Source organism: Bacillus pinisoli (assembly GCF_023036475.1).
Taxonomy (GTDB): domain Bacteria; phylum Bacillota; class Bacilli; order Bacillales; family SA4; genus Bacillus_BS; species Bacillus_BS pinisoli.
The window spans coordinates 31,832-58,007 of sequence record NZ_JAJQKI010000006.1 but is presented as its reverse complement, the minus strand read 5'-3'; the positions used below and the strand labels follow the sequence as shown (position 1 = coordinate 58,007).

General features: G+C 37.3%; 24 protein-coding genes and 1 riboswitch. Of the genes, 2 read left to right on the top strand and 22 right to left on the bottom strand.

The window, feature by feature from the left end:
* Positions 1 to 58: 58 nt before the first annotated feature.
* The 16 genes from LT143_RS10455 to LT143_RS10380 form a co-directional block, all read right to left on the bottom strand.
* Positions 59 to 2,116 (bottom strand): catalase, encoded by a 2,058-nt coding sequence (locus LT143_RS10455; RefSeq protein ID WP_246942924.1) that lies wholly within the window; start codon positions 2,114 to 2,116, stop codon positions 59 to 61.
* Positions 2,117 to 2,313: 197 nt separating this feature from the next.
* Positions 2,314 to 2,979 (bottom strand): DUF429 domain-containing protein, encoded by a 666-nt coding sequence (locus LT143_RS10450; RefSeq protein WP_246942923.1) that lies wholly within the window; start codon positions 2,977 to 2,979, stop codon positions 2,314 to 2,316.
* Between the two features lie 81 nt (positions 2,980 to 3,060).
* Positions 3,061 to 4,461: a PAS domain S-box protein gene (locus LT143_RS10445; RefSeq protein WP_246942922.1), complete on the bottom strand. Its 1,401-nt coding sequence runs from the start codon at positions 4,459 to 4,461 to the stop codon at positions 3,061 to 3,063.
* 397 nt (positions 4,462 to 4,858) lie between these two features.
* Positions 4,859 to 5,773 carry a hypothetical protein gene (locus tag LT143_RS10440; RefSeq protein ID WP_246942921.1) on the bottom strand — a complete coding sequence of 305 codons (915 nt, stop codon included), beginning with the start codon at positions 5,771 to 5,773 and terminating at the stop codon, positions 4,859 to 4,861.
* A 288-nt stretch (positions 5,774 to 6,061) separates the two neighbouring features.
* Complete coding sequence (locus LT143_RS10435; RefSeq protein ID WP_246942920.1) at positions 6,062 to 7,513, bottom strand: MBOAT family O-acyltransferase; 1,452 nt, start codon at positions 7,511 to 7,513, stop codon at positions 6,062 to 6,064.
* A gap of 248 nt (positions 7,514 to 7,761) precedes the next feature.
* Complete coding sequence (locus LT143_RS10430; RefSeq protein WP_246942919.1) at positions 7,762 to 9,156, bottom strand: AMP-binding protein; 1,395 nt, start codon at positions 9,154 to 9,156, stop codon at positions 7,762 to 7,764.
* The gene (locus tag LT143_RS10425; RefSeq protein WP_246942918.1) at positions 9,149 to 9,397 is read right to left on the bottom strand and encodes an acyl carrier protein; all 249 of its coding nucleotides are present in this window, start codon (positions 9,395 to 9,397) and stop codon (positions 9,149 to 9,151) included. Before LT143_RS10425 ends, LT143_RS10430 begins: the two co-directional genes overlap by 8 nt.
* Before the next feature lie 813 nt (positions 9,398 to 10,210).
* Positions 10,211 to 11,398, bottom strand: a complete 1,188-nt coding sequence (locus tag LT143_RS10420; protein ID WP_246942917.1) for an anti-sigma-I factor RsgI family protein — start codon at positions 11,396 to 11,398, stop codon at positions 10,211 to 10,213.
* Positions 11,395 to 12,111: an RNA polymerase sigma-I factor gene (gene sigI / locus LT143_RS10415; protein WP_246942916.1), complete on the bottom strand. Its 717-nt coding sequence runs from the start codon at positions 12,109 to 12,111 to the stop codon at positions 11,395 to 11,397. Before sigI ends, LT143_RS10420 begins: the two co-directional genes overlap by 4 nt.
* A gap of 161 nt (positions 12,112 to 12,272) precedes the next feature.
* Complete coding sequence (locus LT143_RS10410; protein ID WP_246942915.1) at positions 12,273 to 13,703, bottom strand: DUF5667 domain-containing protein; 1,431 nt, start codon at positions 13,701 to 13,703, stop codon at positions 12,273 to 12,275.
* Between the two features lie 58 nt (positions 13,704 to 13,761).
* A riboswitch (cyclic di-GMP riboswitch) is annotated at positions 13,762 to 13,847 on the bottom strand.
* Between the two features lie 195 nt (positions 13,848 to 14,042).
* Positions 14,043 to 14,201 carry a hypothetical protein gene (locus tag LT143_RS10405; RefSeq protein WP_246942914.1) on the bottom strand — a complete coding sequence of 53 codons (159 nt, stop codon included), beginning with the start codon at positions 14,199 to 14,201 and terminating at the stop codon, positions 14,043 to 14,045.
* A gap of 184 nt (positions 14,202 to 14,385) precedes the next feature.
* Positions 14,386 to 15,768 (bottom strand): 23S rRNA (uracil(1939)-C(5))-methyltransferase RlmD, encoded by a 1,383-nt coding sequence (gene rlmD, locus LT143_RS10400; protein WP_246942913.1) that lies wholly within the window; start codon positions 15,766 to 15,768, stop codon positions 14,386 to 14,388.
* A gap of 140 nt (positions 15,769 to 15,908) precedes the next feature.
* The gene (locus tag LT143_RS10395) at positions 15,909 to 16,487 is read right to left on the bottom strand and encodes an SCO family protein (RefSeq protein ID WP_246942912.1); all 579 of its coding nucleotides are present in this window, start codon (positions 16,485 to 16,487) and stop codon (positions 15,909 to 15,911) included.
* An 11-nt stretch (positions 16,488 to 16,498) separates the two neighbouring features.
* Positions 16,499 to 16,951 carry a hypothetical protein gene (locus LT143_RS10390; RefSeq protein ID WP_246942911.1) on the bottom strand — a complete coding sequence of 151 codons (453 nt, stop codon included), beginning with the start codon at positions 16,949 to 16,951 and terminating at the stop codon, positions 16,499 to 16,501.
* Between the two features lie 13 nt (positions 16,952 to 16,964).
* Positions 16,965 to 17,276: a hypothetical protein gene (locus LT143_RS10385; RefSeq protein WP_246942910.1), complete on the bottom strand. Its 312-nt coding sequence runs from the start codon at positions 17,274 to 17,276 to the stop codon at positions 16,965 to 16,967.
* Positions 17,277 to 17,485: 209 nt separating this feature from the next.
* Positions 17,486 to 18,394 carry a diacylglycerol kinase gene (locus LT143_RS10380; RefSeq protein WP_246942909.1) on the bottom strand — a complete coding sequence of 303 codons (909 nt, stop codon included), beginning with the start codon at positions 18,392 to 18,394 and terminating at the stop codon, positions 17,486 to 17,488.
* Positions 18,395 to 18,657: 263 nt separating this feature from the next.
* On the opposite strand from LT143_RS10380, the gene LT143_RS10375 reads away from it, so the two are divergent.
* Entirely contained in the window at positions 18,658 to 18,876 is a 219-nt protein-coding gene (locus LT143_RS10375; RefSeq protein ID WP_246942908.1) for a hypothetical protein, read from the top strand.
* A 41-nt stretch (positions 18,877 to 18,917) separates the two neighbouring features.
* On the opposite strand, the gene gatB is transcribed toward LT143_RS10375, so the two are convergent.
* The 6 genes from gatB to LT143_RS10345 form a co-directional block, all read right to left on the bottom strand.
* Positions 18,918 to 20,348, bottom strand: coding sequence for an Asp-tRNA(Asn)/Glu-tRNA(Gln) amidotransferase subunit GatB (gatB, locus tag LT143_RS10370; RefSeq protein WP_246942907.1), 1,431 nt, complete (start codon positions 20,346 to 20,348; stop codon positions 18,918 to 18,920).
* A 13-nt stretch (positions 20,349 to 20,361) separates the two neighbouring features.
* Complete coding sequence (gatA, locus tag LT143_RS10365) at positions 20,362 to 21,819, bottom strand: Asp-tRNA(Asn)/Glu-tRNA(Gln) amidotransferase subunit GatA (protein ID WP_246942906.1); 1,458 nt, start codon at positions 21,817 to 21,819, stop codon at positions 20,362 to 20,364.
* A 13-nt stretch (positions 21,820 to 21,832) separates the two neighbouring features.
* Positions 21,833 to 22,123 carry an Asp-tRNA(Asn)/Glu-tRNA(Gln) amidotransferase subunit GatC gene (gene gatC, locus LT143_RS10360; RefSeq protein ID WP_246942905.1) on the bottom strand — a complete coding sequence of 97 codons (291 nt, stop codon included), beginning with the start codon at positions 22,121 to 22,123 and terminating at the stop codon, positions 21,833 to 21,835.
* 224 nt (positions 22,124 to 22,347) lie between these two features.
* Positions 22,348 to 23,250 (bottom strand): glycine betaine ABC transporter substrate-binding protein, encoded by a 903-nt coding sequence (locus tag LT143_RS10355; RefSeq protein WP_246942904.1) that lies wholly within the window; start codon positions 23,248 to 23,250, stop codon positions 22,348 to 22,350.
* On the bottom strand, positions 23,250 to 24,038 hold the full coding sequence (locus LT143_RS10350; protein ID WP_246943098.1) for an ABC transporter permease: 789 nt from the start codon (positions 24,036 to 24,038) through the stop codon (positions 23,250 to 23,252). Before LT143_RS10350 ends, LT143_RS10355 begins: the two co-directional genes overlap by 1 nt.
* A 61-nt stretch (positions 24,039 to 24,099) precedes the next feature.
* Entirely contained in the window at positions 24,100 to 25,341 is a 1,242-nt protein-coding gene (locus tag LT143_RS10345) for a quaternary amine ABC transporter ATP-binding protein (protein WP_246942903.1), read from the bottom strand.
* A 258-nt stretch (positions 25,342 to 25,599) separates the two neighbouring features.
* On the opposite strand from LT143_RS10345, the gene LT143_RS10340 reads away from it, so the two are divergent.
* The gene (locus LT143_RS10340) at positions 25,600 to 26,151 is read left to right on the top strand and encodes a GbsR/MarR family transcriptional regulator (protein ID WP_246942902.1); all 552 of its coding nucleotides are present in this window, start codon (positions 25,600 to 25,602) and stop codon (positions 26,149 to 26,151) included.
* Positions 26,152 to 26,176: the final 25 nt, after the last annotated feature.

Here is a 26,176-nt window from a genome sequence, read left to right as displayed (position 1 = left end):
CTAACTATCCTTTTCATTAGAAAAACCAAATCATATAAGATTTGGTCTTTAATCATTACTATACTCTCTCCCAAAATCTGCGCCCGGCAATAGCCGAAACAAAGTCTTTCTCATAATTAGGGTTATTCCTAGCAAAAATCACTCCAGCTAGATTATGTTGATTAGATGGTTGAATGTAAGCATGACCTGTTGTGGCAATACCGATTGGCTTATAGTGTTTATAGGCTCCGTTGATAAAGTCAACCACATACCGATCAAATGCTGGTTGATTCTCTGCACGGCCTCCCACAATATAGAGTGCATCTAGAAGCACATTATGAGTGGAGAGAAACGTCTTATCCACCTTAATGGTCGTACCATCTTCACCTTCCACCGTACCAAGCTTCTCACTGACAACATGGACAAACACACCATTCTGCTTGAGCGCCTCCATTACGCCTCTTACCTCTTTCCCGTTAAACCCATTTCCTATGATGACGCCCACATTTAAAGAGTATGGATAACTCGGGGTATTTGCTTGACTAAGTGCAGGTGATGAGGCTGTAACAGGAACATGCTGTCCTGTTGGCGGATTCACTCCAACATTTTCAGCAATCGTGGTTGCCATCTCTTTATCAACATTTACATACATATCAACCACTTGTTGACGCACAGATACACTTTCTACTTTGGCAAGTTCAAAGCTAAATGCTTCTATCACGTGCTGCTTCTCCACTGGAGATAGACTGTTCCAAAATAATCGTGCATGGGAAAAGAAGTCTTTGAACGAATCACTGATCGCCTTCACCTTATACCCTTCTACCTTTTCAGGATAATGGACATACCCACCTTCCTCTGGTCTAGTTGGTCCTGGTGTATTATTAGCGATTGAGTTCTCAAAATAGTTAACTTGATCTACATCAATTCGATGTCTTTTGAAGCCTTGGCGTTGATTATTGTGAAAAGGACAGATTGATTGGTTAATAGGAATCTCTTGATAGTTGGAGCCACCCAGTCTATGTTGTTGTGAAATTTTATAAGTAAAGGTTCTTCCCTGTAAAATCGGATCATCCGTAAAGTCAATGCCTGGCACTAGGTTCGTTACATCAAATGCTACTTGTTCTGTTTCAGCAAAGAAGTTATCAACATTTTTATTTAATGTCATCTTCCCGATTATTTCTACCGGTACAATTTCTTCAGGCCACACTTTCGTAGGATCTAGAACATCAAAATCATGCTTATATTGATCTTCTTCAGCAATCATTTGTACGCCTAATTCAAAAACTGGGTACGCCCCTCGATCAATGGCGTTCCATAAATCTCGTCTATGGTAATCAGGATCTATACCCCCAATATATTGGGCTTCTTCCATTAAGAGTGAGTGGACACCTAGAATAGGTTTCCAGTGGAACTTCACAAAGTTCGCTTTTCCTTCTTCATTCACAAACCGAAACGTATTAATCGCGAATCCTTCCATCATACGATAGCTTCTTGGAATCGCTCGATCTGACATGGCCCACATTACGAAATGAGCAGACTCTTGGTTATTTGCAACAAAATCCCAGAAATTATCGTGGGCAGCAGATGCAGTCGGCATTTCATGATGTGGTTCTGGCTTAAGTGCATGCTGAGAGTCGACAAACTTAAACGCATCATGAAGAACAAATATCGGAAATTGAAGTCCTAACAAATCATAATTACCTTCATCCGTATAGAATTTCACAGCGAACCCACGGATATCTCTTGCGGTATCTTTTGACCCTCTTCCACCTTGTACCGTAGAGAACCGAGCAAATACTGGCACGGTCGAACCTGGCTCTTGTAAAAATCCAGCCTTCGTATACTTTCTCATTGACTTATATAATTGAAATTCACCGTGTGCCCCAGATCCCCTTGCATGAACCACTCTCTCTGGAATCCGTTCAGTATCAAAGTGCATTTGTTTTTGAAAAAAATGAAAATCCTGCATTAACACAGGACCACGTTCTCCTGCCTTAAGAGTCGCATGATTATTTGCAACCTTTAATCCCTCGTTCGTTGTTATATTCTTACCTGTATTTTTAATTCGATATTGCTCAAGTTGCTCATTTTTACTATTACCGTCCACTTTTTTGTTCGTTCTTGGTGATTGATCCATGGATGCACCTGCCTTGTATTAGGTATGTAATCTTATATATACATATGTAGATTTCTAGGTTGCATATACCATATTTAGTAGTAGTAAAGGTAATTGAGCTTGTTCAATGTTTCTTATCTGAAGACTATATCCACCCTTTTTCAAATAAAAAACACCCTTATTTAAATGGGTGCATCCAAATTTAAAAATTAGTCTTATCAGCAGCAATAATCATAGGGATGAAGAGGAGGATGAGCTGGATATATCCACTTAGGCTTATATGATAGATCCTTCCAATGCCAAGCACCCAATGCAGCTGCACATGCATCAATAGAATGGCTTTTGGCATCTATCTCAATAGGAAGCTGTCTTAGTTCCTGCTCAGCCAACCAATCCCGAATAAATTCTCTAGCCAGCTTTGCTTGTTCATGCTTATAGTTCAAAGCATATTCCAGTTCTTGTTTTAATAGTCTAGATCCAATAACGGCACCTGGATGTACTTCCACTATAGAAATTGGGTATGTGGTGTTTAAGCTCTCTATTTCTCTACTAAGCTTAATCCCTCTTAATGTTAAATATACCATTTTATTTAAGGTAGGTGGCATGATTGATCCCGGTTTCATTCCTAACGATACAATAAACTTTCTTAGCAGACGGTCACCTTCCCTATCTCCGCCCCCGTCTTCATAAGAAAGTGGCGCGTCGATTCCAATTACAACCTCATCTAGTTGACCTTGCTCATAAATTTCTGTTAATATCTCCTGATCACTTACATTACTCTTCCACTTAATAAAATGTAGATGAGATTCCTTTTGTTCAAATACCGTAAGAACTGTATCTTTATGATTGCTAGGCCCTGATAGGTCAATTCCAACTACTCTCATAGAAACTCTCCCTTTTTGCTTACTTTACTACATAATAAAAAATGAGTGTTAATTGACACTCATTCTTTTGAAAATTTTCTTCTACGCAACAATTGAATCGTTACCTTGGTAGTTCACAGGGAGATACACTTCAACAGTTGTTCCTTTATTCTCTTCACTAGATATATTGATCTTTCCACCATGAGTTTCAACAATTTTATAGGTTGTCATCATGCCGAGCCCTGTACCTTTTTCTTTTGTTGTGTAGAATGGCATTCCTATTTCTTCAAGAAATTCTTGAGGAATTCCGCACCCTTGGTCTGCTATTCTTATACAGATTTCTTCTTCAGACATCTTTTTAACTGCAATCTGTAGTTGCCCTCCTTTAGGCATAGCTTCAATTGCATTTTTTATTACATTTATTAAGACTTGTTTAATTTGGTTACTTATACAGTTAATAGGTGGTATGGAATCGTAATTGGTTATGATTTCAACATTGCTCATCAGTGCTTCAGAAGTCAGTAAAACCACTACCTGGTCCGTAATCTCAAGGACATCTTCTTCTTTAAAAGAATGTGCCTGTGGCTTTGCATGCATAAGTAGTTCACTCGTAATACTTTCTATTCGAGAAATTTCATCTGTCATAATATCATAATAGGACGGTACTTCTACTAATGAGCTCTTCAACAACTGCATAAAACCTTTTAAAGAAGTGAGTGGATTACGAATTTCATGTGCGATAGAAGCAGATAACTGTCCAACTACAGAGAGCTTCTCGGACCTTACGAGTACTTCTTCAGAATGTTTTTGTAAGGTAATATCCTTTGCAATTCCGTACACCCCTACAATCTTACCATCTACAACAATCGGGATATTTGTTACATTGATAGGTACCTTATGACCTTCTTTATGAATAACTACTGTATCGTAATTTTGAGTGACGCCATTTGCTGCTTTTTTAAAATGGTCATTTGTTATTGTTAGGTACTTTTCATCCACTAGCCTTTCATATGTTGAATTAAGAATCTCTTTATGTTTATATCCAACCAGCTTTTCAAACCCTTTATTCACACTTAAATAATTCCCTTCACAATCAAAGGAATAAACGGCATCAGGATGCTGTTCAAATAATGATTTATAGTGTTGTTCTGACTTCAGAGCCTCTTGTTTTTTCTCGGTAATATCTTTGAACAAAACGGTAAGTCCACTCTCAGATGGATAGGCTTTTACATCAAACCATGTATGTAGTGGCAGAAAATAAGCATCGAACGCTACTGGAGCTTGATCCTTCATTGCCTTGTTATACATCTCAAAGAACGCTAATTCAACGGCTTCAGGAAACTCAATCCAAACATTTTTCCCCAAAAGATCTTCTCGATTACGAAACAACAATCTACTTGCCTCTTTATTCACATGAGTAAAGTTCCAATCTCTATTTAGCGAAAAAATACCATCTGTAATTCTATCTAAAATCTCTATGGCGTTTAAATCATTGACAATCATTGCGATCCTCCAAAAAAATTCGCCTTTTTTTCACATGGTTATGTAGGTTATTGTGCCTTTTAATAATTTAGATTCCTCTATAAGTCTTTTATAATAGGCTCCTTTCTAAAACTTTGTTGCTTTCTAACTACCTTTTCTGAAAAATGAAACTCACTTACAACGATAAATACCATACTTATCATTTAGAAAAGAATTAATCTAGTATTGAAAACAATCTATACGAAAACAGCCTTAAGTATTATCATTATTCCCATTAAATATCGTAAACTTTCAAATAATAAAGATTATTATAATCATATCTTAAGTCACTAGAAGTTACCATGCCTGACACATCAAAAAAACACCTGCTTGGGCAGGTGTTCCTATCTAGGTTAATGTTACCAAGAATAAATTCATATCACTCATAAATGGCATAGCCCAATTTTTTGAGATCCTCATATACAATCCAGGAATACTTTTTTCTTCCTTCTCTGTTTAAATGATCTGGATCAATGAAAAATTCCTTATTGTTTACGAATCTTGAATCACTCATATAATTTAGAAATGGGACATCTAATTTAAGATCTTTTAAATACTGAAACACGAGTCTATCCATGACTTCCTCATCGAAATATTCTAGATAAGACTTATGCACAGGCTCCATGGTTAATATGACTTGGTAGCCTTTCTCATGACAATAATCTACAATCTCTTTTAACTGCTTCATGTTTCGTTCAATGTTATTGTTTTCAACTGCTTCTCTGTATTGGGCTTCTACTTTCTCATACTTTCTTCCCGAGTAGTTTTTACCGTCATTTGCCCAAGGTTGGTGAGCATCCCATCTAAATTTCTTCAATTTCCCCGAGAGCGCAGAGTTAAAACTCCCACTATTTATACCAGGTACATACAAGTAACTGTAATAATCTAGTAAACGAAACGGTTCGATCTCGTTACGATCTAAAATCTTATAATAGTTTCCTATATTCTTGGTCTCAGAATTGGCGAAAGTAATTTGAGAGATGGAAACAATTACTACTCCACCTGGTTTAAGGTACTTGCCATACTCTCTTAACAATTTAAAATCGTATTCAATCGTCTGAGCAGGAAGTGCTAAGTCCAGATGAGATAATCCAGTAGGCTTAAAATAATAGCCGTACATTGAATGAGATGCACCAAGATTGATGATATCAACTGGATATGGATGTTTCTTAAAAGCCAGTATTGCACCGCTTATGTTGTAATCATAAGAATCTTTTACAAATTTATTTACTGGCACAAACAGTAATATAACAACAGTAATGGTCATTGTGATCTTAATGAATAAACGTCCCATAGCAAATCCTTTCAACACAGTGTTACTTTTTCTAAAAGGCTGTTTTCGTAAAAATTGTTGCTTACGTAAAAATCCCAAAAGCCGGATTTTTACTCGGTAGTACAGTGTCCAGTGCTTTAAATATAGAGAGTTGCTCTTTTCTAACAATGACCACTTCGGTTTTACGAACAAAAAAGGGTAGGTTTTTAGAAATATGAGCTTGAAAAGCAACAAAATGTTAGAAAAGAGCCTTCTAAAATGATATAAATGGCTGGAATAGAAAGCGACTAAATTCCCATGGAATTTGTATTAAAATCCGCCATAAATAAACCCTTCACCCGAAACACCGAATACAAGAACTGATAGAAGGATAAAAATATAAAAGGCAAATCTAGCAAATATCGGGCGCTGCGATAGCAATTTCCATGTGGAGACATTTTTTCTTTCAATATACTGAAAAAGTTGGAAAATGATAAAAAATAAAATAAAAATCACTAAATCTAGTAATGAAAAAATTTCCAATGCTTTAACAATTCCCAATGGACTCCAAGAGCTAATGGTTAAGAAAAGTTGTGCATTTTCAAAAGCTTCTGTGACAGAACCTGATCGAAAAAAAACTCTAGAAAAGCAAACTAGAAGGAAGGTTATTGCGATTTTCACCCATTTATGTAGCACTGGATTTCTATCCAAATAAATGAATGAAGCTACTTTTTCACGATGATGTTTTGTATAATCTCCAAACACTCGATAAAACCCATGAATTAGACCCCACAAAACAAAAGTCCAAGCGGCTCCATGCCAAATGCCACTTACTAAAAAAGTAATGACAATTGCTACATAAACTTCACTTCTTTTCTTTTTACCTTTACACAATGGGTAAAAGATATAGTCCCTTAGCCATGTAGATAGCGTTATATGCCATCTATTCCAAAAATCCGATATCGAAACCGCAAAGTGCGGTTGCTTAAAGTTTTCTGTCAAGTTGATCCCTAGCATTCTCGCACATCCGATGGCAATGTCACTACACGCAGAAAAATCAGCGAACAATTGTATTGAGAACAATATAGTAGCTAGGACAATTTGGGAACCAGTCGGGTTAGGGCTATCGAATACACTAGATACTATTGGAGCAAGACGATCTGCAATTAATGTTTTCTTAAAAAACCCCCATGCAATTCGCTTCATCCCATAACTTATATTCTCATGATTTAAACGATGTTCAGCTTTCAATTGTGGAAGCAATTTCTTAGCACGTTCAATCGGCCCAGCTACCAATTGTGGAAAAAATGCAAAATAAATAGAAAAATAGCCGTAATGTCTTTCTGCTTTTTGTTTTCCATAATAGATATCCACAAGGTAACTTACTGCCTGAAAAGTATAAAAAGAAATCGCCAATGGCAATACTATTTCCTGGTATGGCACGGAATAATTCCAATTAAAGTAATTCGCAACTGCTCGAATCGATTCATTTACAAAGTTAAAATATTTAAACCAACCAAGAAAAAACAATAGCAGAGAAATACCAACGAGCATGACGTTTTTCTTCTGTTTTTTTGTCTCCTGTTTTTCAATGAAAATTCCAGTAAAATAAGTTAAAGCTGTGCTTGCAAGTAGTAACGGTATAAACTGGATACTTATGATTGCATAAAAAACGTAACTTGCTACTATTAAAAGAATCCATCTGAATCGATGGGGGATTAAATAATAAGTAAAAACGATTATTGCAAAAAATAGGAGAAACTCAATTGATATAAAAGCCATACAATCACCTAATAAAAATAAACTTAAGATTTTCATAAGACGATTCAAAAAAACCTAAAGTTGTCCAATTTGCATGAAACACTGAAATGTGTAACGAACCCTTAAGAACGAATAAATAATGTTTTAATGTAGGACTCACGTTATTTCAATGTTCCTCCTAGAAGGAAACAACCTAAGTTTCAGATCTTTAGTATTTAAGATTAGTCACGTGTATCACATTTCCTGTTACTCTTACAGGCGACTACAGATTATTTACATGTAGGTAACTCACTATAGAGGATCTTTCCAAAATGATTACGTGGTATTTCTTCAATTCTCATAATCTTAAAGCCTTTTAAGTTTAATTTTTCCTTAATTATTTTTTTTATTTGAACATCATCATCATTTAATGTATAAATATACATCTGGTCATCCGTGCCAGCGCAGATACAATCATGATCATGCTCCTGTAAAAGTCCTTCAACTTCATCAAGGCTGATACGGTTTCCATAGATTTTAATCATTCTTTTGATTCGGCCAGATATAAAAAAATATCCATCCTGATCAAAGAAAGCTTGATCACCTGTACGCAAGATCCCGTTGTTCTCATCTTTTTTCGAAAGATCGAATAACGACTCAGCATACCCCAAAGATACATTTGCTCCTTTGTATATTAATTCGCCCTTAACATTAGGCGTTGTAATATGGTTACCATCATCATCTTGTAGCATCAGCTCTCCACCTGGTATGGCAATACCAATACTTCCGACTTTATCAAGATTTTTTTCACATGGTAAATAGGCCATCCTCGCTGTTGCTTCAGTTTGGCCATACATGGAAAAGAATTGGATTCCTTTTTCATAGCATATTTTTGCAAATTTGGAAGATAGAGTTGAGCTTAATTTTCCACCTGCTTGAGTTAATTTTTTTAAACTCGGAAGATTGATCTCCTCAAACTTCAATCTATCAAGCATCTCATACACGAAAGGAACTCCTCCAAAAGTTGTTACTTGGTGTTCTCTACATAAGTCCCAAAACTCTTTTTTCATAATAGAATCATTCGTTACAATAATCGTTGCTCCACATATGAAATGACTATTTATGATAGAGAGCCCATAGGAGTAGTTCATTGGAAGTGTTGTGATAGGTTTATCGTCTTCATTAATGTTAAGGTACTTTACTATTGATTCAGCGTTACTAAAAATGTTTTCATAACTTAAACGAACAAATTTGGGGCTCCCTGTACTTCCAGAGGTTGTTAAAAGGAGCGCAAGGTGTTCGTGTAAATTATGTTGGAAATAGGTCAGACATTTATATAATGTGTAATCTCCAAACACAAATGAACATTCCATTACTTCTAATAGATCTTGATTTTCACTACTTGCCCAAATGTAAGTAGGCTTATATATGTTAATCAGTTTGCGTAACATATCAATATGGATCGATGCGTCCAAAAGTACAGGTACTACACCACCTCTGATAAAGCCCACGTAGCCAAATAAAGACTCTTTATTATTGGAACATAAACAAAAAACGAGGGTTCTTTCACCTACATGACCACAGATATCGTCAGCAATTTCTAACATCTCAGAGTAAGTATAATTTCGATTAGCATATACAGCGGTCCGGTTCCCAAACTCCTCAAGTTTTTTGAAACTATTCATTAATAAAGTCCACTCCTAAGCGCTTCAATAGCTCAATTCCGGATAAGTAAGAGTTGAACTCTGTAATCCACTCTGAATCTATTGAGACATTAAAAACATCCTCCATCTCGGAAATGAGTGCCATATGTCCAATCGAATCCCATTCTCTTGTAACTCCAAGTGCTATATCTTCGCTTACATCATTTTCTTCCAAGTCCAGCGCATTAATAAATGCATTTTTATATTTATCTATATTTCTCATCCATTTACACCCTTTCAATATTCGCATCTGTATAAAATATTACTTACAAATATAATTACCTTCCTCCAGCAACCACATCTTGAAAAGACTACTCCTAAAATTCACGGTAACTAATCCCTATTTCTGTCTGGTTTACTAGAGTCAATGTTAGTTTTCAATGGAACACAATAGCTTCTATTGATAACAATAATCATTTTCATATAAGATTCTAGCATACCGCCTTTCAAAAGGTCAATAACTCATAGAACCTATTAAATTGATAATTACCTCCTCTAAGTGACACATTTTTCGTAATAGTTTTAGAGGGTTGAAGGGGTTTGCAACATGAGCTAAATCCTGCAGAACATATATGACAAAATTAGGATGAGACCTTCAGAGCGAGAAGCTATTTTTGGTATATAGTAGGAATTGAAAACGGAATGACTAAGAGTATAATTATGAATATCTAATAACTGAAATTTTACATCCTACCGATTAACTCAGTCTATATGAAAAAAATGGCACTCCGGTAATAGATTACCGGAGTGCCCCTCCTCTAATTGAAACGTTGCAGATTCCCCTTTTAACAGGAGCCTGGTTCTTCTTTTAAAGTCATCTGCGATACTACCTCAACGTGGCTTAGATAGTGATCTCAGATAGTGTGGTGAGTGGTGTGTACACTTTACTTTTCCTTTGGGATGTAATGTTTTATTGGAGAATCAATAATTTACAGTTTTATAGTGAATAATCCTTCATTAATATTTTATGTATTAATGAAATTAACTAGATAGAAGATAATAATAAGGTCTAACAAATATCCACCTTATCCTACGTTTAATCCTTATCAGTATCCTCTAGTTCATCGTTTTCTTCTGATTTTTCTTCTGATTTTTCTTCTGATTTTTCTTCTGATTTTTCTTCTGAGTTTTCTTCTGCGTCTTTATCTGGGACGTCATCTGTCTCATTTTCTTCAGTTTTTTCAATGTCATCTCTAGAATCTTCATCGCTTTCTATTTCTTCTACTTCCTCAATATCGTCTTTTTCTTCTTCCCTATCTTCATCTTCAGTTTTATTAACAGCATTATTGTTTTTCCTTTGAGGTTCTTGCTTTTTACTTTTTTCCTTGTTTTCATCTATTACTTTCTTATGGTCAGTTATCTTAGTTTCTTCTTTCTTATTTATTGCCCCACTCTCTGAGGACTCTTGCTGACGTGCCTTAACTTCGGTATTCTTTGCTTTAGTATCTGGAGAACTTATTTCTTTAGCTTGCTTTAATCGCTCTTTTAAATCAGCATCCTTGAGCTGGTTTATTTGTAGAATTGTTTGTTTACGTAACACATCTAATTCTATAGTAATTCCTTCTGCTTTTAACTCTTCATATAAACGAAATTTATTAATAGAAAGCTCTAATTCCTGTGCCTTATGAAGCACCTGTATCGTTTCCGATCTCACACTAACTTTTGCATCAATTTTGTGTACCTGCAAGGAATTTTCAACAGCAAGTTGAATGCCCTGAGGTACCTGCACTACTTTTTCGTTAAGTGGGATGACGCTAATTGAGACTAACCCTTTGTCCGTCTTTTTCAAAAAGTTCTGTTTGACTGATTGATTCACAATTTCTGAAACCAACTGATTTACTTTTTTAACATTAGGATCTAAGGAATGAATTATTTTTTTACCATCCTGATTTAACCCTTGTAGTCTCATAATCGATAAATCCTCATCCGCGTAAATTTCTATACTAGGATTAATGTCGAGTACCAAGACATAGGCTTCTTCGGTCTGACTAAAAGTAAAATAAGCAAATCCAATAATAGATAAAAATAGAACAGAAACCATAGATAAATAATGCCATTTTGAAAGTCCCGACCATTCTTCCTTATAAGTAAAAGGTTGACCTATTTTAGGAAAGTCTGAGACAGAACGGGGGACATTTTTAAAGGACCCTTCCTGACACATCAACACGATATATTCTGGAGTTACCTTAATAACGATTCCTTTATATTTTTTCTTTTTTATCATACTCGTACACTTCCCATTGGAATTTGAATATATTGTGATAAGCGCCTCCATTCAGGATGCAAACCTACAATTATAATGGTTACAAGGTAATTACGATGCCGTTCAATTGTCTTCAGGCTATAGTTTGTTCGTTGTATAAATGATGTGACAGGAATACGCTTCTTCTTAATAAATTGGTCTATTAGATCCGGAAAGCTTAAGAAATGCTGAGCCATTTCTATTAAACTAGCTCGCGTATCTCTATGTTTAGGTGTATACTTTTCAAGGTCTTCGAAGTCAATCCCAAATTGACTTAAAATCTCACTAAATTCTAAGATTTCCTCAACTAAATCTGTTGCTTCTACTACCTCTCGATAGGACTCCATTGATTTTATTATCTCAATCGAAGAGGTAGCTTCGACTCCCGACACCTTTATATGAAGATTCACGTTCTTCTTTTCTTTCCGAAAAAAATCTATTAGATCCCTTTTAATTAATAGGTAAGCATAGTTCAAAAATGTTCTACCGCTGTTAGCATTAAATGTATCAATGGCACGGTTGAATGCTAACAAGCCCACACTTGCCTCCTCATCACTCCAGGTAATATATCGCCCAGTAATGTGACCGACTGCATTTAGAATATATGGCTTATAGTGTCGGATTAGCTTTTCTCTAGCTAATTCATAACCATTGACCGCTTCAGATATTAAATCAGCTAGTGTTTCCTCTTGCATGGTGTTCACCCCTAATTTACAAAAAAATTCGACAATTTTAGCATACTATTTTATTCTCACAGGGGTAAAGGACTATTTAATGTCATTTCATTCCAAGGACCTTTCTTATACAGAGAGAAACCTAAATGGTAAGGAGCCCTTTAAAAGGGCTCCTTTGAATATTACTCTTCGTCTTCGTCCTGTTCTTCATCTTCCTGGTCTTCTTGGTCTTCTTGGTTTTCTTGGTCTTCTTGGTCTTCTTCATCTTCAGTCTGATCTTCTTGTTCTTCTTGCTTTTTACGTTCTTCTTCAGCTTTCTTTTTTGCTTCTTCTTCCTGTTTCTTCTTTTCCTCTAATTCTTTTTGTCTTTTACGCTCTTTTTCTAATGCTTCTTTCTTTTGTTTTTCAGTTAATTCTTTTTGTCTTTCGCGGTCTTTTTTAGCTTGCTCTTCTTCCTTTTTCTTTACAGCTTCAGCTTTTTTCTCCTGTTCTTCCTCTAAATCTTCATCATCTTCATGCTTTTCTTCATCTTCTTCAAGCTCTTCGCTCATTTCCTCTTCTAGTTCGGTTACTTCCTCTTCAGCTTCCTCTTTTAATTCAGCTAATTCTTCTTCCGCTTTCCTCTTTAGCTTTGCAATCTTTTTGTCAGCTTCTTCCTGTGTTATTTCTCCTGCTGCTAGCTTTTCTTGAATGTTTGTTAACTTTTCAGCTGTTTCCTTTTCAAGCTCAGCATATTCCTTTACAATTTCATATTCTATTTTTTGTTTATTAATCGTTTCCATTGCTTTTGTTAATTGTTCAATTGCTGCTTGATCACCTGATTCTAATGCTTTTTCAAAGGCTTCTTCTATTAAATCTTCTTTTTTATTGATTACTTTTTTAACAATTGCCGATGGCTCTACATTTAGTTCTTTAGCAATTTCACCAAAGCCCTTGCTCTCATCCTTTAACAATGCCACAATTTCTGCTTCCGTCTTTCCGCTCGCTTCAGCTAAAGTAATGACCTTAACAATTTGTCCAAATCCAAGACCCTCAGCACGTAAAGCCTTTACTTTTTCAGCATCTAAATCCTTCACAATATTCGCTACAAGGAATGCTTCCTGCTTCTTATCAGTTAAAACCGCTAATTGCTGCTCATCTAATACATTTTCAACAGCTGGATCAACTGTTGTTGCATTTTCTAATTCAGTTGTCAGGTCTTCTTTTACTTGTTGATCAATTTCTTCATCAATAACAACCTCTGATACCTTTTCCTGAGCTTCCTGTAAAGTAGCTAAATACGAATCTATTAAACTGGTGATGTATTGATCCTTTGAATCTACAGCCATTTGACTAGATTCAGATAAACGTTCTTGAGCAAACTGTAATAATAACTCTGATTCCTTCTGGGAATCTGTTGTGAATAATAACTGGATATTTTCACTCATTTGATCAAAGAAATAAAAGAAACTATCTGGAGTAACCCCTGGTGTTACTAATGGCACCTCTACTGGTAGTTCAATAACTTTTTCCGTAGTAGCGGTTGTATCCTCATTCGCATAAGCCGATGTTCCAAATAATAGTGCTCCTGTAAAAACTCCTGCAGACAGTAAAGATTTAAAATTCTTGTTCAAGCTTCTCTCTCCCTTTTATACTTTTTTGAAGGTTGATAAAAGCCACTCCGTACGAGCGATCGGCAGCTGGCTGACATAGGGTATAACCCGTTAGTCCCTCTAGCTTTGCGTCACCATTTTTCAATGGGTTTGCCTTTATCAATCTTTCTACTATTCTATACGAAAGCTTGTGGGTATTTAAGGGGGGGGGAATTCTTATTATTAAATAGAAAATATATTTATTTCTTATTTTTATAGCTATAGCTTATTTAATCAAAAAAACGAAAGTCCTTGATCTATACCTGATTACTTATTATGTGAAGAGCTTTCATCTCTTTTAAAGTTCCTTCATTCTCAAGTTCATGGCAGAAGATGTTCGTTTGACCACTTATAGTATGCAGCTAGAGAAATGCCAGCTCTTCTAATGTATTTGGAAAAATTCCTTAATGTTAATTCTCCTTTTTCGTATGCTATTAAAATTTCATACTTTTCTTCTTTAGAAGATTCTCTTCTAGCCATACAAAATACTCCCCCAAAGGAAACAGATTTTTTTCATCTGTCCCTTTAGGGGAGTATGTATTAGCTTCCGTGCCTTCTAAAATCAAATCTATCACAAATTCATTAGTAATATTGAGGTGTTTGAAGAGGCTCTATTAAAATACACTTTAATTTTAAAAACCCCAACAGCATGAAAGGGCTTAAGCTACTCATGCCCCTTTAGTTTTAGCAATGCTACGCACTCCACATGTGTCGTATGTGGAAACATATCCACTGGCTGCACTTCTGTCGTCTTATATCCGCCGTCCTCTAGTACTCGTAAATCACGGGCAAGTGTAGCTGGATTACAGGATACGTATACAACCTTCTTTGGCTTCATTTTAATAATTGTCTGTAGTAATGCTTCATCACAGCCCTTACGTGGAGGATCTACCACGAGTACATCCGCTCGAACTCCTTGAGCATACCACCATGGGATGACTTTCTCTGCCTCTCCAACTGCAAATTCCACGTTTTGCATACTATTGATTTTAGCATTTCGCTTTGCATCTGAGATGGCTTCCGGTACAATTTCTACTCCATACACATGCTTGGCTTTCTGAGCAAGGAATAGTGAGATGGTCCCAATACCACAGTAGGCATCGATGACGGTCTCACTGCCATTAAGCTCTGCATATTTCAATGCTTGATCATATAATACTTTTGTTTGTTTCGGATTGACCTGGTAAAACGATCTAGCTGAGATGGCAAACTTGATGTCACCAATATAGTCATAGATATACTCTTCGCCCCAGAGGACCTTTGTATGATCCCCCATGATGACATTTGTCTTCTTACTGTTTACGTTTTGCACGATTGATTTTATACTAGGTGAAATCTTCCTAATCTCGTCGACAATTTGATCCTGATTCGGTAGCTTATCCTCTTTCGTAACAAGCACCACCATGGCTTCGCCCGTTACCTGACCATAGCGCACCATGATATGACGCAAGTTCCCGCTATGTCGCTCTTCGTTATAGGCACGAACGCCGTGTGTGTCACAGATTCTTTTCGCGGCCTGAACAAGATCATCATTAATTTGCTCTTGAATGAGGCATTCTTCCATATCAATAATGTCATGAGAGCGTTGCTGATAAAAACCGGCTACTAAGCCACCTTCTTGTTCTCCCACTGGTACCTGTGCTTTGTTTCGATAGCGCCACGGCTCGTCCATCCCCATGACAGGATGCACAGGTACATCCTGAATCTGACCAATTCTTGCGAGTACCTCAACGACCTGCTTGTGTTTAGCTTCTAGTTGTCCTTCATAACTCATGTGCTGAAGTTGACAGCCTCCACAATGTTTATAAATAGGACATGCAGGCTCCACGCGATCATCGCTTCTTGTTTCAAGCTCCATTAACCGACCAAAGGCATAGCCTTTTTTTACTTTAACTATTTTAATGGTTCCTTTTTCACCTGGAAGTGCGCCTGCGACAAATATAGGAAATCCCTCTACCTTCGCCACACCTGCACCATCATGTGTTAAATCTTGAAAGGTAACCTGATATAATTCATTTTTTTCTATTGGTGTTATACCCTTTGACATATACTTCTTCCTTTTTAGAGGCTCTGTACTTATCCGTTATTCCATTTTAGTAACAGCCTTTTTATTAGATGACTGCCGTCATTTTATCATAGATAGGGTAGTGAAAGCTATTTACTCAAGTCTCTTTTATACGAAAAGCCTTACTCAACAAGTTCTGTTAAATCCATCATAATCTGATTAAGGTCTACCTTTTCATCTGGATCAGCCATATCGTATAAGGCACGAATTTTATGGTCAGCGTCAACTAGATACATGGTAGTCCGGTGGACAATAAAGTTATCTTCTTTCTTAAAACTCATTTGAAAATCGGTTGCAATATCGTCTGTCTGTTCTAGAGAAGTTCTGACTACCTTCCAGCCCGTAGGATCTACGTCAAATGCGTTTGCATATTGTACTAATCTTTCCTTCGTATCAAACTCTGGATCTAGGGTGACAGTTACAAACTCGATCTTTTCAGCGAATGTCCCTTTTTCTTTTAACTGCTCCTGTAATTGCTTTAGATCCACAAACGTTAAAGGGCATATATCAGGGCAGTTTGTATAAAAGAAAGCCACGATTTTTACTTTATTATTATTAAAATCATAGGTGTCACCTTCCATTGTCTCTACCTGAAAGGGTTCTATACTTTTCAATGCTGGCAGTTTTTCATCATTTGGCCATAAGAAGTAGACCAGTACCGATCCAGCCACTACCAGCATGACCCATATCCATTTTTTCATCATGTCCCTCCTTACACGCGAAGTGAAAACCTAACCAACCACATGGTGGTAAATAGAATGATCGTCCCAAATATAGAGAAAAGGATTATATTATTTGCGATATCTCGGGCAGCTGTCCCTGGTAACCCACATAACGAAGGATCTAATACCACTAATCCCAACATACTTCCCATTAATCCTCCAATTCCTCCGTTCCAAATCCCTAGAAGTATCGTTTGCATCTTATATAAAGAACCAAATAATGCACCTAGCAAGACTCCGACTATCACTGCTGCAATGACCATAAAGGAAGTCCCAGGGATAAGAAATATGAGCATCATAGCTAGAAAGAAACTACTAACACCTGTAGAAGCGAACGTATAATTTTTTCCAAAGCGGTCATCAAATAATTCCTTACGTTGGGATAAGGAATAATACGTATGAAAGATAACTAGAAGCTGCACGAACGTTAGTAAAATAACCATTGGTTCACACCCTTTATGTTCCTCTGGCTGAAATCGCAACAAAACTATATGCTACAATTAACGCCAGTTCCATAAACCACAAGAATAAACTAGACCCATCCGTAACAGCCCCTACCATTGGCGCCATTAATCCCATCATTAGTCCGTTTGCCCAACCCGTAAGCATCGTTTGATAGTCAAAAAGCGCTCCGAACACTCCTCCAACCACCATTCCTAAAATGGCAGTAACAATCGTCACAGGTGCAAACTGTAACGGAAACTGTGCAATCAACAATACACCCGTTGTAATGGCAACCATACCTCCAGCAATCATCGATATATTCATCCCCAGCTGAAAACCAATCAGCCTCCGAATTCTAAAAATATACATAAATAACATAACCGTCAAAATGAGATTCCCATATAAAAACAATCCCTCATGTACCACACTTTTCACCTCATAGTAAAATATGCAGAGGTGAGTAAGATGGTCATTAGAAATCAATAGTTGTTGCTGGATAACAAAAAAAACAGACCCGTCTGGATCTGTTTTAGTTAACCGTATATCTGCGTCACTTTTTCTTTTGCTACGAATACATTTAAATGTTGATAGTAATTAATAAATTCACTTGGTACGACTCCACCATATTCACCGTCTAAGTTTAACTGCATTTTATCGGTCGTACTCACCTTAATTCGGTTTGCTTTTGTATAGATGATATGAGGATCCGTTAAGTGTTCCCCTTTTAAGGCGAGGCTCGCAATTTTTACAAAATCAGCTAGATTCGCTTTTTTTAGAATAATTAAGTCAAACATCCCATCACTAAAATTGGCTGCAGGAGCAAGTTTCTCAAATCCACCGACTGAATTTGTGTTACATACTAGAAACAACATGATGTCTCCTTCAAAAACCTTTCCGTCATATTCAATTTCAACCTGAGTTGGACGAATGGACGGTAGAATTTCCATTCCTTTTAAATAATAGGCAAGCTGGCCAAGTACCGTTTTTAACTTACTTGGCACTTCATACGTCAATTCCGTTAATCTTCCACCACCTGCTATATTTATAAAGAATTGACCATTTACTTTCCCGATGTCTATCGGAAGCGTTTCACCTTCACAAATGATGTTCGTTGCTTCTTCAATCGTTCTGGGTACCCCGATGGCACGGGCAAAGTCATTGGTTGTCCCTACTGGAATAATACCTAATGTTGGTCGGTACTCCTGTTCAGCAAGCCCATTGACTACTTCATTAATGGTTCCATCTCCACCCGCTGCAATCACCACATCAAACCTGCGCTCAACTGCTAGGCTAGCTGCTCTCGTTGCATCACCAGCCCCTGTGGTAGCATGACAAGATGTTTCAAAGCCAGCTTGCTCTAACTTTTGTAACACTTCTGGTAAATGCTTTTTGAAAAGCTCTCTTCCTGAAGTTGGATTATAGATTATTCTCGCACGTTTCATTTTTCATCATCCTGTTATTTATATTTATGGGAATGTCGTTCTCTTTTTAAAACTAGTACACACACTTTTTTTGAGAGTATATTCTTAGGATTTAGGCCTTATACCATATGTATTTGAAATAAGCCTTTTCTATTATACCGGAAAATTTATACATATCCAATTTTTTCACATGGTCAGTATGCTCTATTTTCTATGATGGATTATAAATTGCAAGGCTACTCAGCATACTAAGAAAATCTTTAAATGGTAATGGGGGAAAATTAATGGAGACTTGGGAGAGAAATTTTAACGCTTGGATTCTTTCAAATGAACTCATATACGTTGATTTAATGAAAGTAAAAAAAGGACGTGTCCGACTTTATGGAAGACTATTAGCATATGATATGAATGAAAAATATATCCAGCTTTATAACGATGATGAAAAATCAGTCTATACCTTATCTTTTAAAGAGATCGATCATATCTCTTCAACTAAGCATTAAAAAGCACTCCTTGTAGAGTGCTTTTTAACTGCTTGATATTGTTATCTAAGTTTAATCTCTTCTAGCAATATTTTATTTACTAATGGTGGATTTGCCTGGCCTTTTGTTGCTTTCATAATTTGACCAACTAGGAAGCCAATCGCTCGTTCCTTCCCACTTTTGAAATCATCTATTGATTGAGGATTTGCATCAAGTGTTTCCGTCACGATTTTACGAAGTGTGCCCTCATCAGAGATTTGGACTAGCCCCTTCTCTTTAACAATTTGTTCAGGATCTCCACCTTTTTCTAGAAGCTCTTGGAATACTTTTTTCGCTAGCTTAGAGGAAAGGGTTCCATCTTGAATGAGGCTTACCGTTTTCGCTAAACTTTCTGGTGTTAACGCAATCTCATCAAGTTCTTTACCAGCAGAATTTAAGTAGGCTGATACATCACCCATTAACCAGTTTGTAGCTAACTTCGGATCTGCTCCGCTTTTAACGGTTGCTTCAAAGAAATCAGACATTTCCTTTGTCACGGTTAAAACATTAGCATCATAGATTGGTAATCCAAACTCTTCTACATAACGCTTTTTACGTGCATCTGGAAGTTCTGGAATTTCTGCTCGAATGCGCTCTTTCCATTCTTCATCAATATATAGCGGAACGAGATCTGGCTCTGGGAAGTATCGATAATCATCGGATCCCTCTTTTACACGCATTAAAATCGTTTCTTTCTTTGATTCGTCATAGCGGCGTGTTTCTTGTTCAATTACTCCACCAGAAAGCAAAACCTTCTCCTGACGTTTCTCTTCAAATTCAAGACCCTTTTGGACAAAAGCAAATGAATTTAAGTTTTTCAGCTCCGTCTTTGTTCCGAACTTTTCCTGCCCAATTGGACGTAAGGAGATATTCGCATCACAACGAAGGGAACCCTCCTCCATCTTACAATCGGAAACGCCAGTGTATTGAATAATGGATTTTAACTTTTCTAGATACGCATAAGCCTCTTCAGGTGTACGAATATCTGGTTCTGAAACGATCTCCACTAGTGGTGTGCCTTGACGATTGAAATCAACTAGTGAATAGCCGTCACCCGTGTGAGTTAGCTTTCCTGCATCTTCTTCTAAATGAAGACGGGTAATGCCAATTCTCTTTTTTTCACCATTTACTTCAATTTCAATCCACCCGTTTTGACCAATAGGCTGATCAAATTGAGAGATTTGATATGCTTTTGGATTGTCAGGATAAAAATAGTTTTTACGGTCAAACTTCGTATGTGTTGCGACTTCACAGTTTAATGCCATCGCCGCTTTCATTGCATATTCAACTGCTCGTTTGTTTAAAACCGGTAAAACACCAGGATACCCTAAATCAATAACACTTGTTTGTGTATTAGGGGCCGCTCCAAAATGGTTCGGACTGTTAGAAAAGATCTTTGAGTCCGTTTTTAGCTCGACATGGACTTCAAGTCCAATTATTGTTTCAAAGTTCATTGTCTATCCCCCCTTATAGATTAGGTCTTTGTTTATGATGGTCGGTTGCCTGTTCAAACGCATGAGCAACTCGGTATATGGTTGATTCGTCAAAATGCTTACCAATGATCTGTAAACCAAGTGGTAGTCCATCAGAGAATCCGCACGGCACAGAGATTCCAGGTACTCCTGCGAGGTTTACCGGAATGGTTAAAATATCGTTTGCATACATGGTCATCGGGTCTTTTGTCTTTTCACCAAGCTTAAACGCGTGTGAAGGTGCTGTCGGACCAATAATGACATCATATTTTTCAAAAATGTCCTCAAAGTCCTGTTTAATTAAAGTACGGACCTTTTGAGCTTTAATATAGTAAGCATCGTAATAACCTGAGCTTAATGCGAAGGTCCCAAGCATGATACGGCGTTTTACTTCATCACCGAAGCCTTCGCTTCTTGTTTGTTTGTAAAGCTCAAGTAGATTTCTGGCGTTATCAGAACGAACTCCGTAACGTACTCCGTCAAAACGTGCTAGGTTCGCAGATGCTTCTGATGAAGATAGTAGGTAATAAGTCGCTAGGGCATATTTGGAATGTGGAAGGGATACTTCTTCCCATGTTGCACCAAGACCTTCTAGTACTTTCAGTGCATCTAGGACTGACTGGCGAACGTAATCTTGTACACCTTCACCAAGGTATTCCTTAGGAACAGCGATTTTTAAACCTTTTACATCTCCTGTTAAAGAGGATAAGAAATCTGGTACTTCCACGTTGGCGGAAGTTGAATCCATCGGATCTTGTCCTGATATTGCTTGTAATAAGTACGCATTGTCCTCAACCGTATTCGTGATTGGTCCAATCTGGTCTAAAGAAGAAGCAAAGGCAACTAGACCATAACGAGAAACTCTTCCGTATGTAGGCTTCAGACCAACGACTCCACAATAGGCTGCTGGTTGTCGTATAGATCCACCCGTGTCAGAGCCAAGAGAGAATAGTACTTCACCTGCCGCAACAGCTGCAGCCGAACCTCCACTAGAACCTCCTGGGACATAATCGGTATTCCAAGGGTTTCTTGTCGCTACAAAACTTGAGTTTTCATTTGAGGAACCCATCGCAAATTCATCCATATTAAGCTTTCCAATTGTAATCGCTTCGGCTGCATGTAGCTTTTCCACAACTGTAGCGTCATATATAGGATCAAAGTTTGCAAGGATTTGACTAGCACATGTAGTGCGAAGTCCTTTTGTGACGATATTGTCCTTTACCCCAATGGGAAGTCCGAACAACAGTCCGAACTCATTTTTATTTCCGAGCTGGTCATCTATTTCTTTAGCTTGAGCACGAGCCGTTTCCTCATTTAAAGTCAAAAACGCTTTAACTTTATCCTCAACAGCATGAATTCGCTTATACGATTCATCAACGAGGTCTGTAGCACTGATTTCTTTCTTATGTAATTTACTATGTAACTCAGATATCTTATGGTCAAACAATGACATACTTTTCCCTCCCTTACTCCAGAATCGCTGGAACGCGAACTTGTCCATCTTTATGATCAGGTGCATTCTTCATAACTTCCTCTACAGGAAGTCCTTTTCCAGGCTTGTCCTCCCTCAGTACATTCTTCATCTCAAGTACATGTGAGGTAGGTGCTACATCATCTGTGTTTAATTCATTTAATTGCTCTGCAAATGTAATAATCGCATCTAATTGCTTCTGAAACAGTTCTGCCTCTTCTTCTGTGACTGCTAAACGAGCTAAATTAGCTACGTGCATCACTTGATCCTTAGAAATACGTGACATTTACCCTTCACCTCCGAATATCGGTACACTAACAATATACTGATAATACCAGAGATTTCTAGCTTTAATCAACTAATCGCAGGCATTCACTTTAACACTTTAGAGCATCGGGGGCCTGGCCCCCGATGCTCTAACGTGTTAAAGTCCATACAACATAGAAAATGGCAGCTGATTTTTTTGTCAGCTGCCTTCTCAGTTAATCAAGCTTATTCAACTTTTTGTAACTATTTTAGATCTTCAATGGAATCGATGTCCATGTAAGCTGGTACGACTAAACCTAGTTTCGTTCCAGTTAAGTTTGGACCAAGGTCTTCAAACTTGCCTTCGTATTCAGCATAGTAGTCTGCGTGAGTTGTGGGTAACCAAGCACCTACTGTAACGTCACCACTACCGTCTGCCACACCTGCCCACATTGGACCAGCGTCAACTTGAACTAATTCTACTTCATATCCAACACTCTCTAGTGCATGTTCCACAACATGAGAGCTTGCAATTACGTCATCCCATGCTACGTATAGGATTTTAATTTCTTCCCCGTTAGCCTCATTAACACCTTCAGTCCAAGTGCTTACTAACTCTTCATTTTCACTCACAAACTGTGCTGCCGCTTCAGCTGGTTCGCTACCGTCTTGGATTAAGTTCATAACTGTCTCGATATGTGCTGGCTCCCAGTTAAATTGATCAAGAAGCTTATGCGCATCAGGATGATCTTCTTTCAATCCTTGGCGAACAATTGTGTTTACATCTTCTGCTCCACCATAGATACCTTTTGGATCCTCAAGATATTTTAAATCATAGCTAGCAAATTTCCAGTGAGGACTCCAACCTGTTACAATGATAGGCTCCTCTTTGTCATATGCCTTTTTTAATGCAGCTGTCATCGCTGCTCCTGAACCTTCTATTACTTCCCAATCATCAAGACCATACTCAGGTAAAACTTGTTCAATGGTAATTTTCATTAGTCCTGCACCTGGGTCAATACCTACAATTTCATAGTCTAGCTGTTCACCTACTGATGAAGCTGAGCCTTCTGAATCTGATGATCCACCTGTTTCAGTTCCTCCACACGCAGCTAGTCCTAATGTTAATGCTAGTGCGGATGTAACTCCTACTAATTTCTTAAACATTATACAGTTCCCCCTTGTTTTTTCTTTCCTATATTTTGAGTGATGCGATCTAGTAAAATAGCGATTACCACTATTGCAAGACCAGCCTCAAACCCGACACCTGTTTTAATTTGCGTAACGGCACGATAAACCTCTGTACCGAGTCCTGGTGCTCCAACCATAGATGCAATAACAACCATTGATAAAGCAAGCATGATACTTTGGTTAATACCTGCCATGATTGTAGGCATTGCTAAAGGTAATTGAACCTTTATTAATTTTTGTTTGGTTGTAGAGCCAAATGCTTCTGTTGCTTCTATTAAATCTGCCGGTACCTGTTTAATACCAAGTACGGTTAAGCGAATCGTTGGTGGCATCGCAAAAATAACCGATGCTACTACCCCTGGTACTACACCAATACTAAAGAAGAAAATAGCTGGTAATAAGTATACGAATGCTGGCATCGTCTGCATGAAATCCAGTATCGGTGTAACAACCTGTCTTGCTCTTTCACTTTGTGAAGCCCAAATTCCAACTGGTATTCCAATGACCACAGAGATCAACACTGCTGTTAAAACTAAAGCCAATGTTTCTAGCATACCTTCCCAGTAACCTAAATTATCAATAAGTAATAGCCCTAAAAATCCAAATAAGGCAATTTGTTTATTACAAACCTTCCAAGCTAGTAAACTTACAAGAATTATTAATAGGATAGGAGGGATAAAACCTAACCCCGCTACGATACCTTCAACGAAGAATTCAACCCCTTCAGAGATTCCATCAAACAAGTCACCAAAGGTAGCCGTCATCCAATCAACCAACAAATCAATCCAATCTGCTAAGGGAAGCTTTGGTAAAATTCCTTCCACTTTACATCACCTCCTTAGCTTCAGAGAAAACTGGTTCACTAGCACCATTTATATATTGATCATTTCCAGCAAGCGCTCCGATTACAGCACCTCTTATTAAAATTCCTTTTAATCGGTTCTTATCATCGGTTACTGCTACAGGTATATTTGCAGAAGAGACTTTATCAAATAGATCAATTAATAACGTATCTGTTTCAACTGCAGTAATATCCCTTTCAATAAATGTCTCTAATGTTTGATTACCTTCAGCTGCTTTTGAAGCATCTTTAGCTGTAATCGCACCTAACAGTTTTTGTTGTTTATCTACAACATATATAGAAGAAATACCTAAATCCTTCATTAACTTAAGAGCCACTCGAGGACCTTTATCGACTTGTACGGTCTCCGCTCGCTTCATAACATGTTGTGCGGTCAGTACCTTTGAAAGATCAACGTCCTCTACGAATCTCTCAACATATTCATTAGAAGGTGTCATTAATATCTCTTCAGGTGTTCCGATTTGCACGATATTTCCATCCTTCATCAAGGCAATCCGGTCACCAATCCGAAGGGCTTCATCTAAATCATGCGTAATGAAGACAATGGTTTTCTCCATGGTAGATTGTAATTCTAGCAACTCATCCTGCATATCTTTTCGAATTAACGGATCCAATGCGCTAAATGCTTCATCCATTAAAAGAACATCAGGATCATTTGCTAGTGCTCTCGCTAGTCCTACACGTTGCTGCATTCCACCACTTAATTGACTAGGGTACTGATTTTCATATCCCTTAAGTCCTACCAACTCTAGTGCTTCTAGTGCTTTTTTATTTCTTACAGCCTTTTCTACACCTTGAATTTCCAAACCATACTCCGTGTTTTCTAATACTGTCTTATGAGGAAACAGGGCAAATTTTTGAAAGACCATACTTATTTTCTTTCTTCTTACTTCCCTTAGTTCTTCCTTATTCATCTTCACGACGTCTTTACCATCAATTTCTACACGACCAATTGTCGGTTCAATTAGACGATTAAGAAGTCTTACTAAAGTTGATTTCCCACTTCCTGATAAACCCATGATAACAAAAATTTCACCAGCTTTTACTTCAAAGGATGCTCGATTCACCCCAACTGTAGAACCGGTTTCCTTCAGAATATGTTCCTTGGATTTACCTTCCTTCATTAACTGCAAAGCCTTTTTTGATGACTTTCCAAAAATCTTGGTCACATCACTGACTTTGATTTTTATATGATTTTCTTCCATTCTTTCACCTCATTTAATCTGTCGCTCTAGGACTTTTTCATTATAGTCTGATTATTCATTTAGTTCAAACAGCATATTCCGTGTTTATTGTTTATATAGTACGTACAGAAATTACTGAACGTACTACACAATAAATATACTTACAAATCCTCTTTTATCCTCCCTATTCCTTCATGAAAGATAACTTTACATTTGATAGATGAATCGGTAGTCTATACATATTACTAACGAAAACACCTAATATAGGATGTGAGATAGTTGAAAGACAAGGAAATATTAGAAAGATCAAGAACAAGAGTTATAGATGCCGTCGCGCAAAACATGAATTTGTACGGAGTAACCCCTTCCATTGGACGATTATACGGACTTCTTTTCTTTTCTGATAAACCGCTTACACTTGATGAAATGAAAGAAGAACTCGGAATGAGTAAAACAAGTATGAGTACTTCGGTTCGAAGTTTACTTGATTTAAATATGGTGGAAAAGGTTTGGGTGAAGGGTGTTCGAAAGGATTTGTATGCCGTCGAAGAAGATTGGTATCAATCATTTTTTGACTTCTTTACGATTAAATGGCGTACTGGGATCACGATGAATATTACTGCCATTGAAAAATCTATCGCTGAATTACAGGAGGTTCTTAGTAATCCAGATACATCTGAAGAAATACGAGAGCTTGCCCAAATTGACCATTTAAAGCTTGAAAAAGCGCTGGAATACTATGAGTGGTTAAACCGCCTTGTTGATAGCTTTGAAACGAAGGAGATTTTAGATTTTATTCCTATAGATAAGAAGAAAGATTTAGTGGAGTAAAACGAAGTATGGTTGTAACTTGACT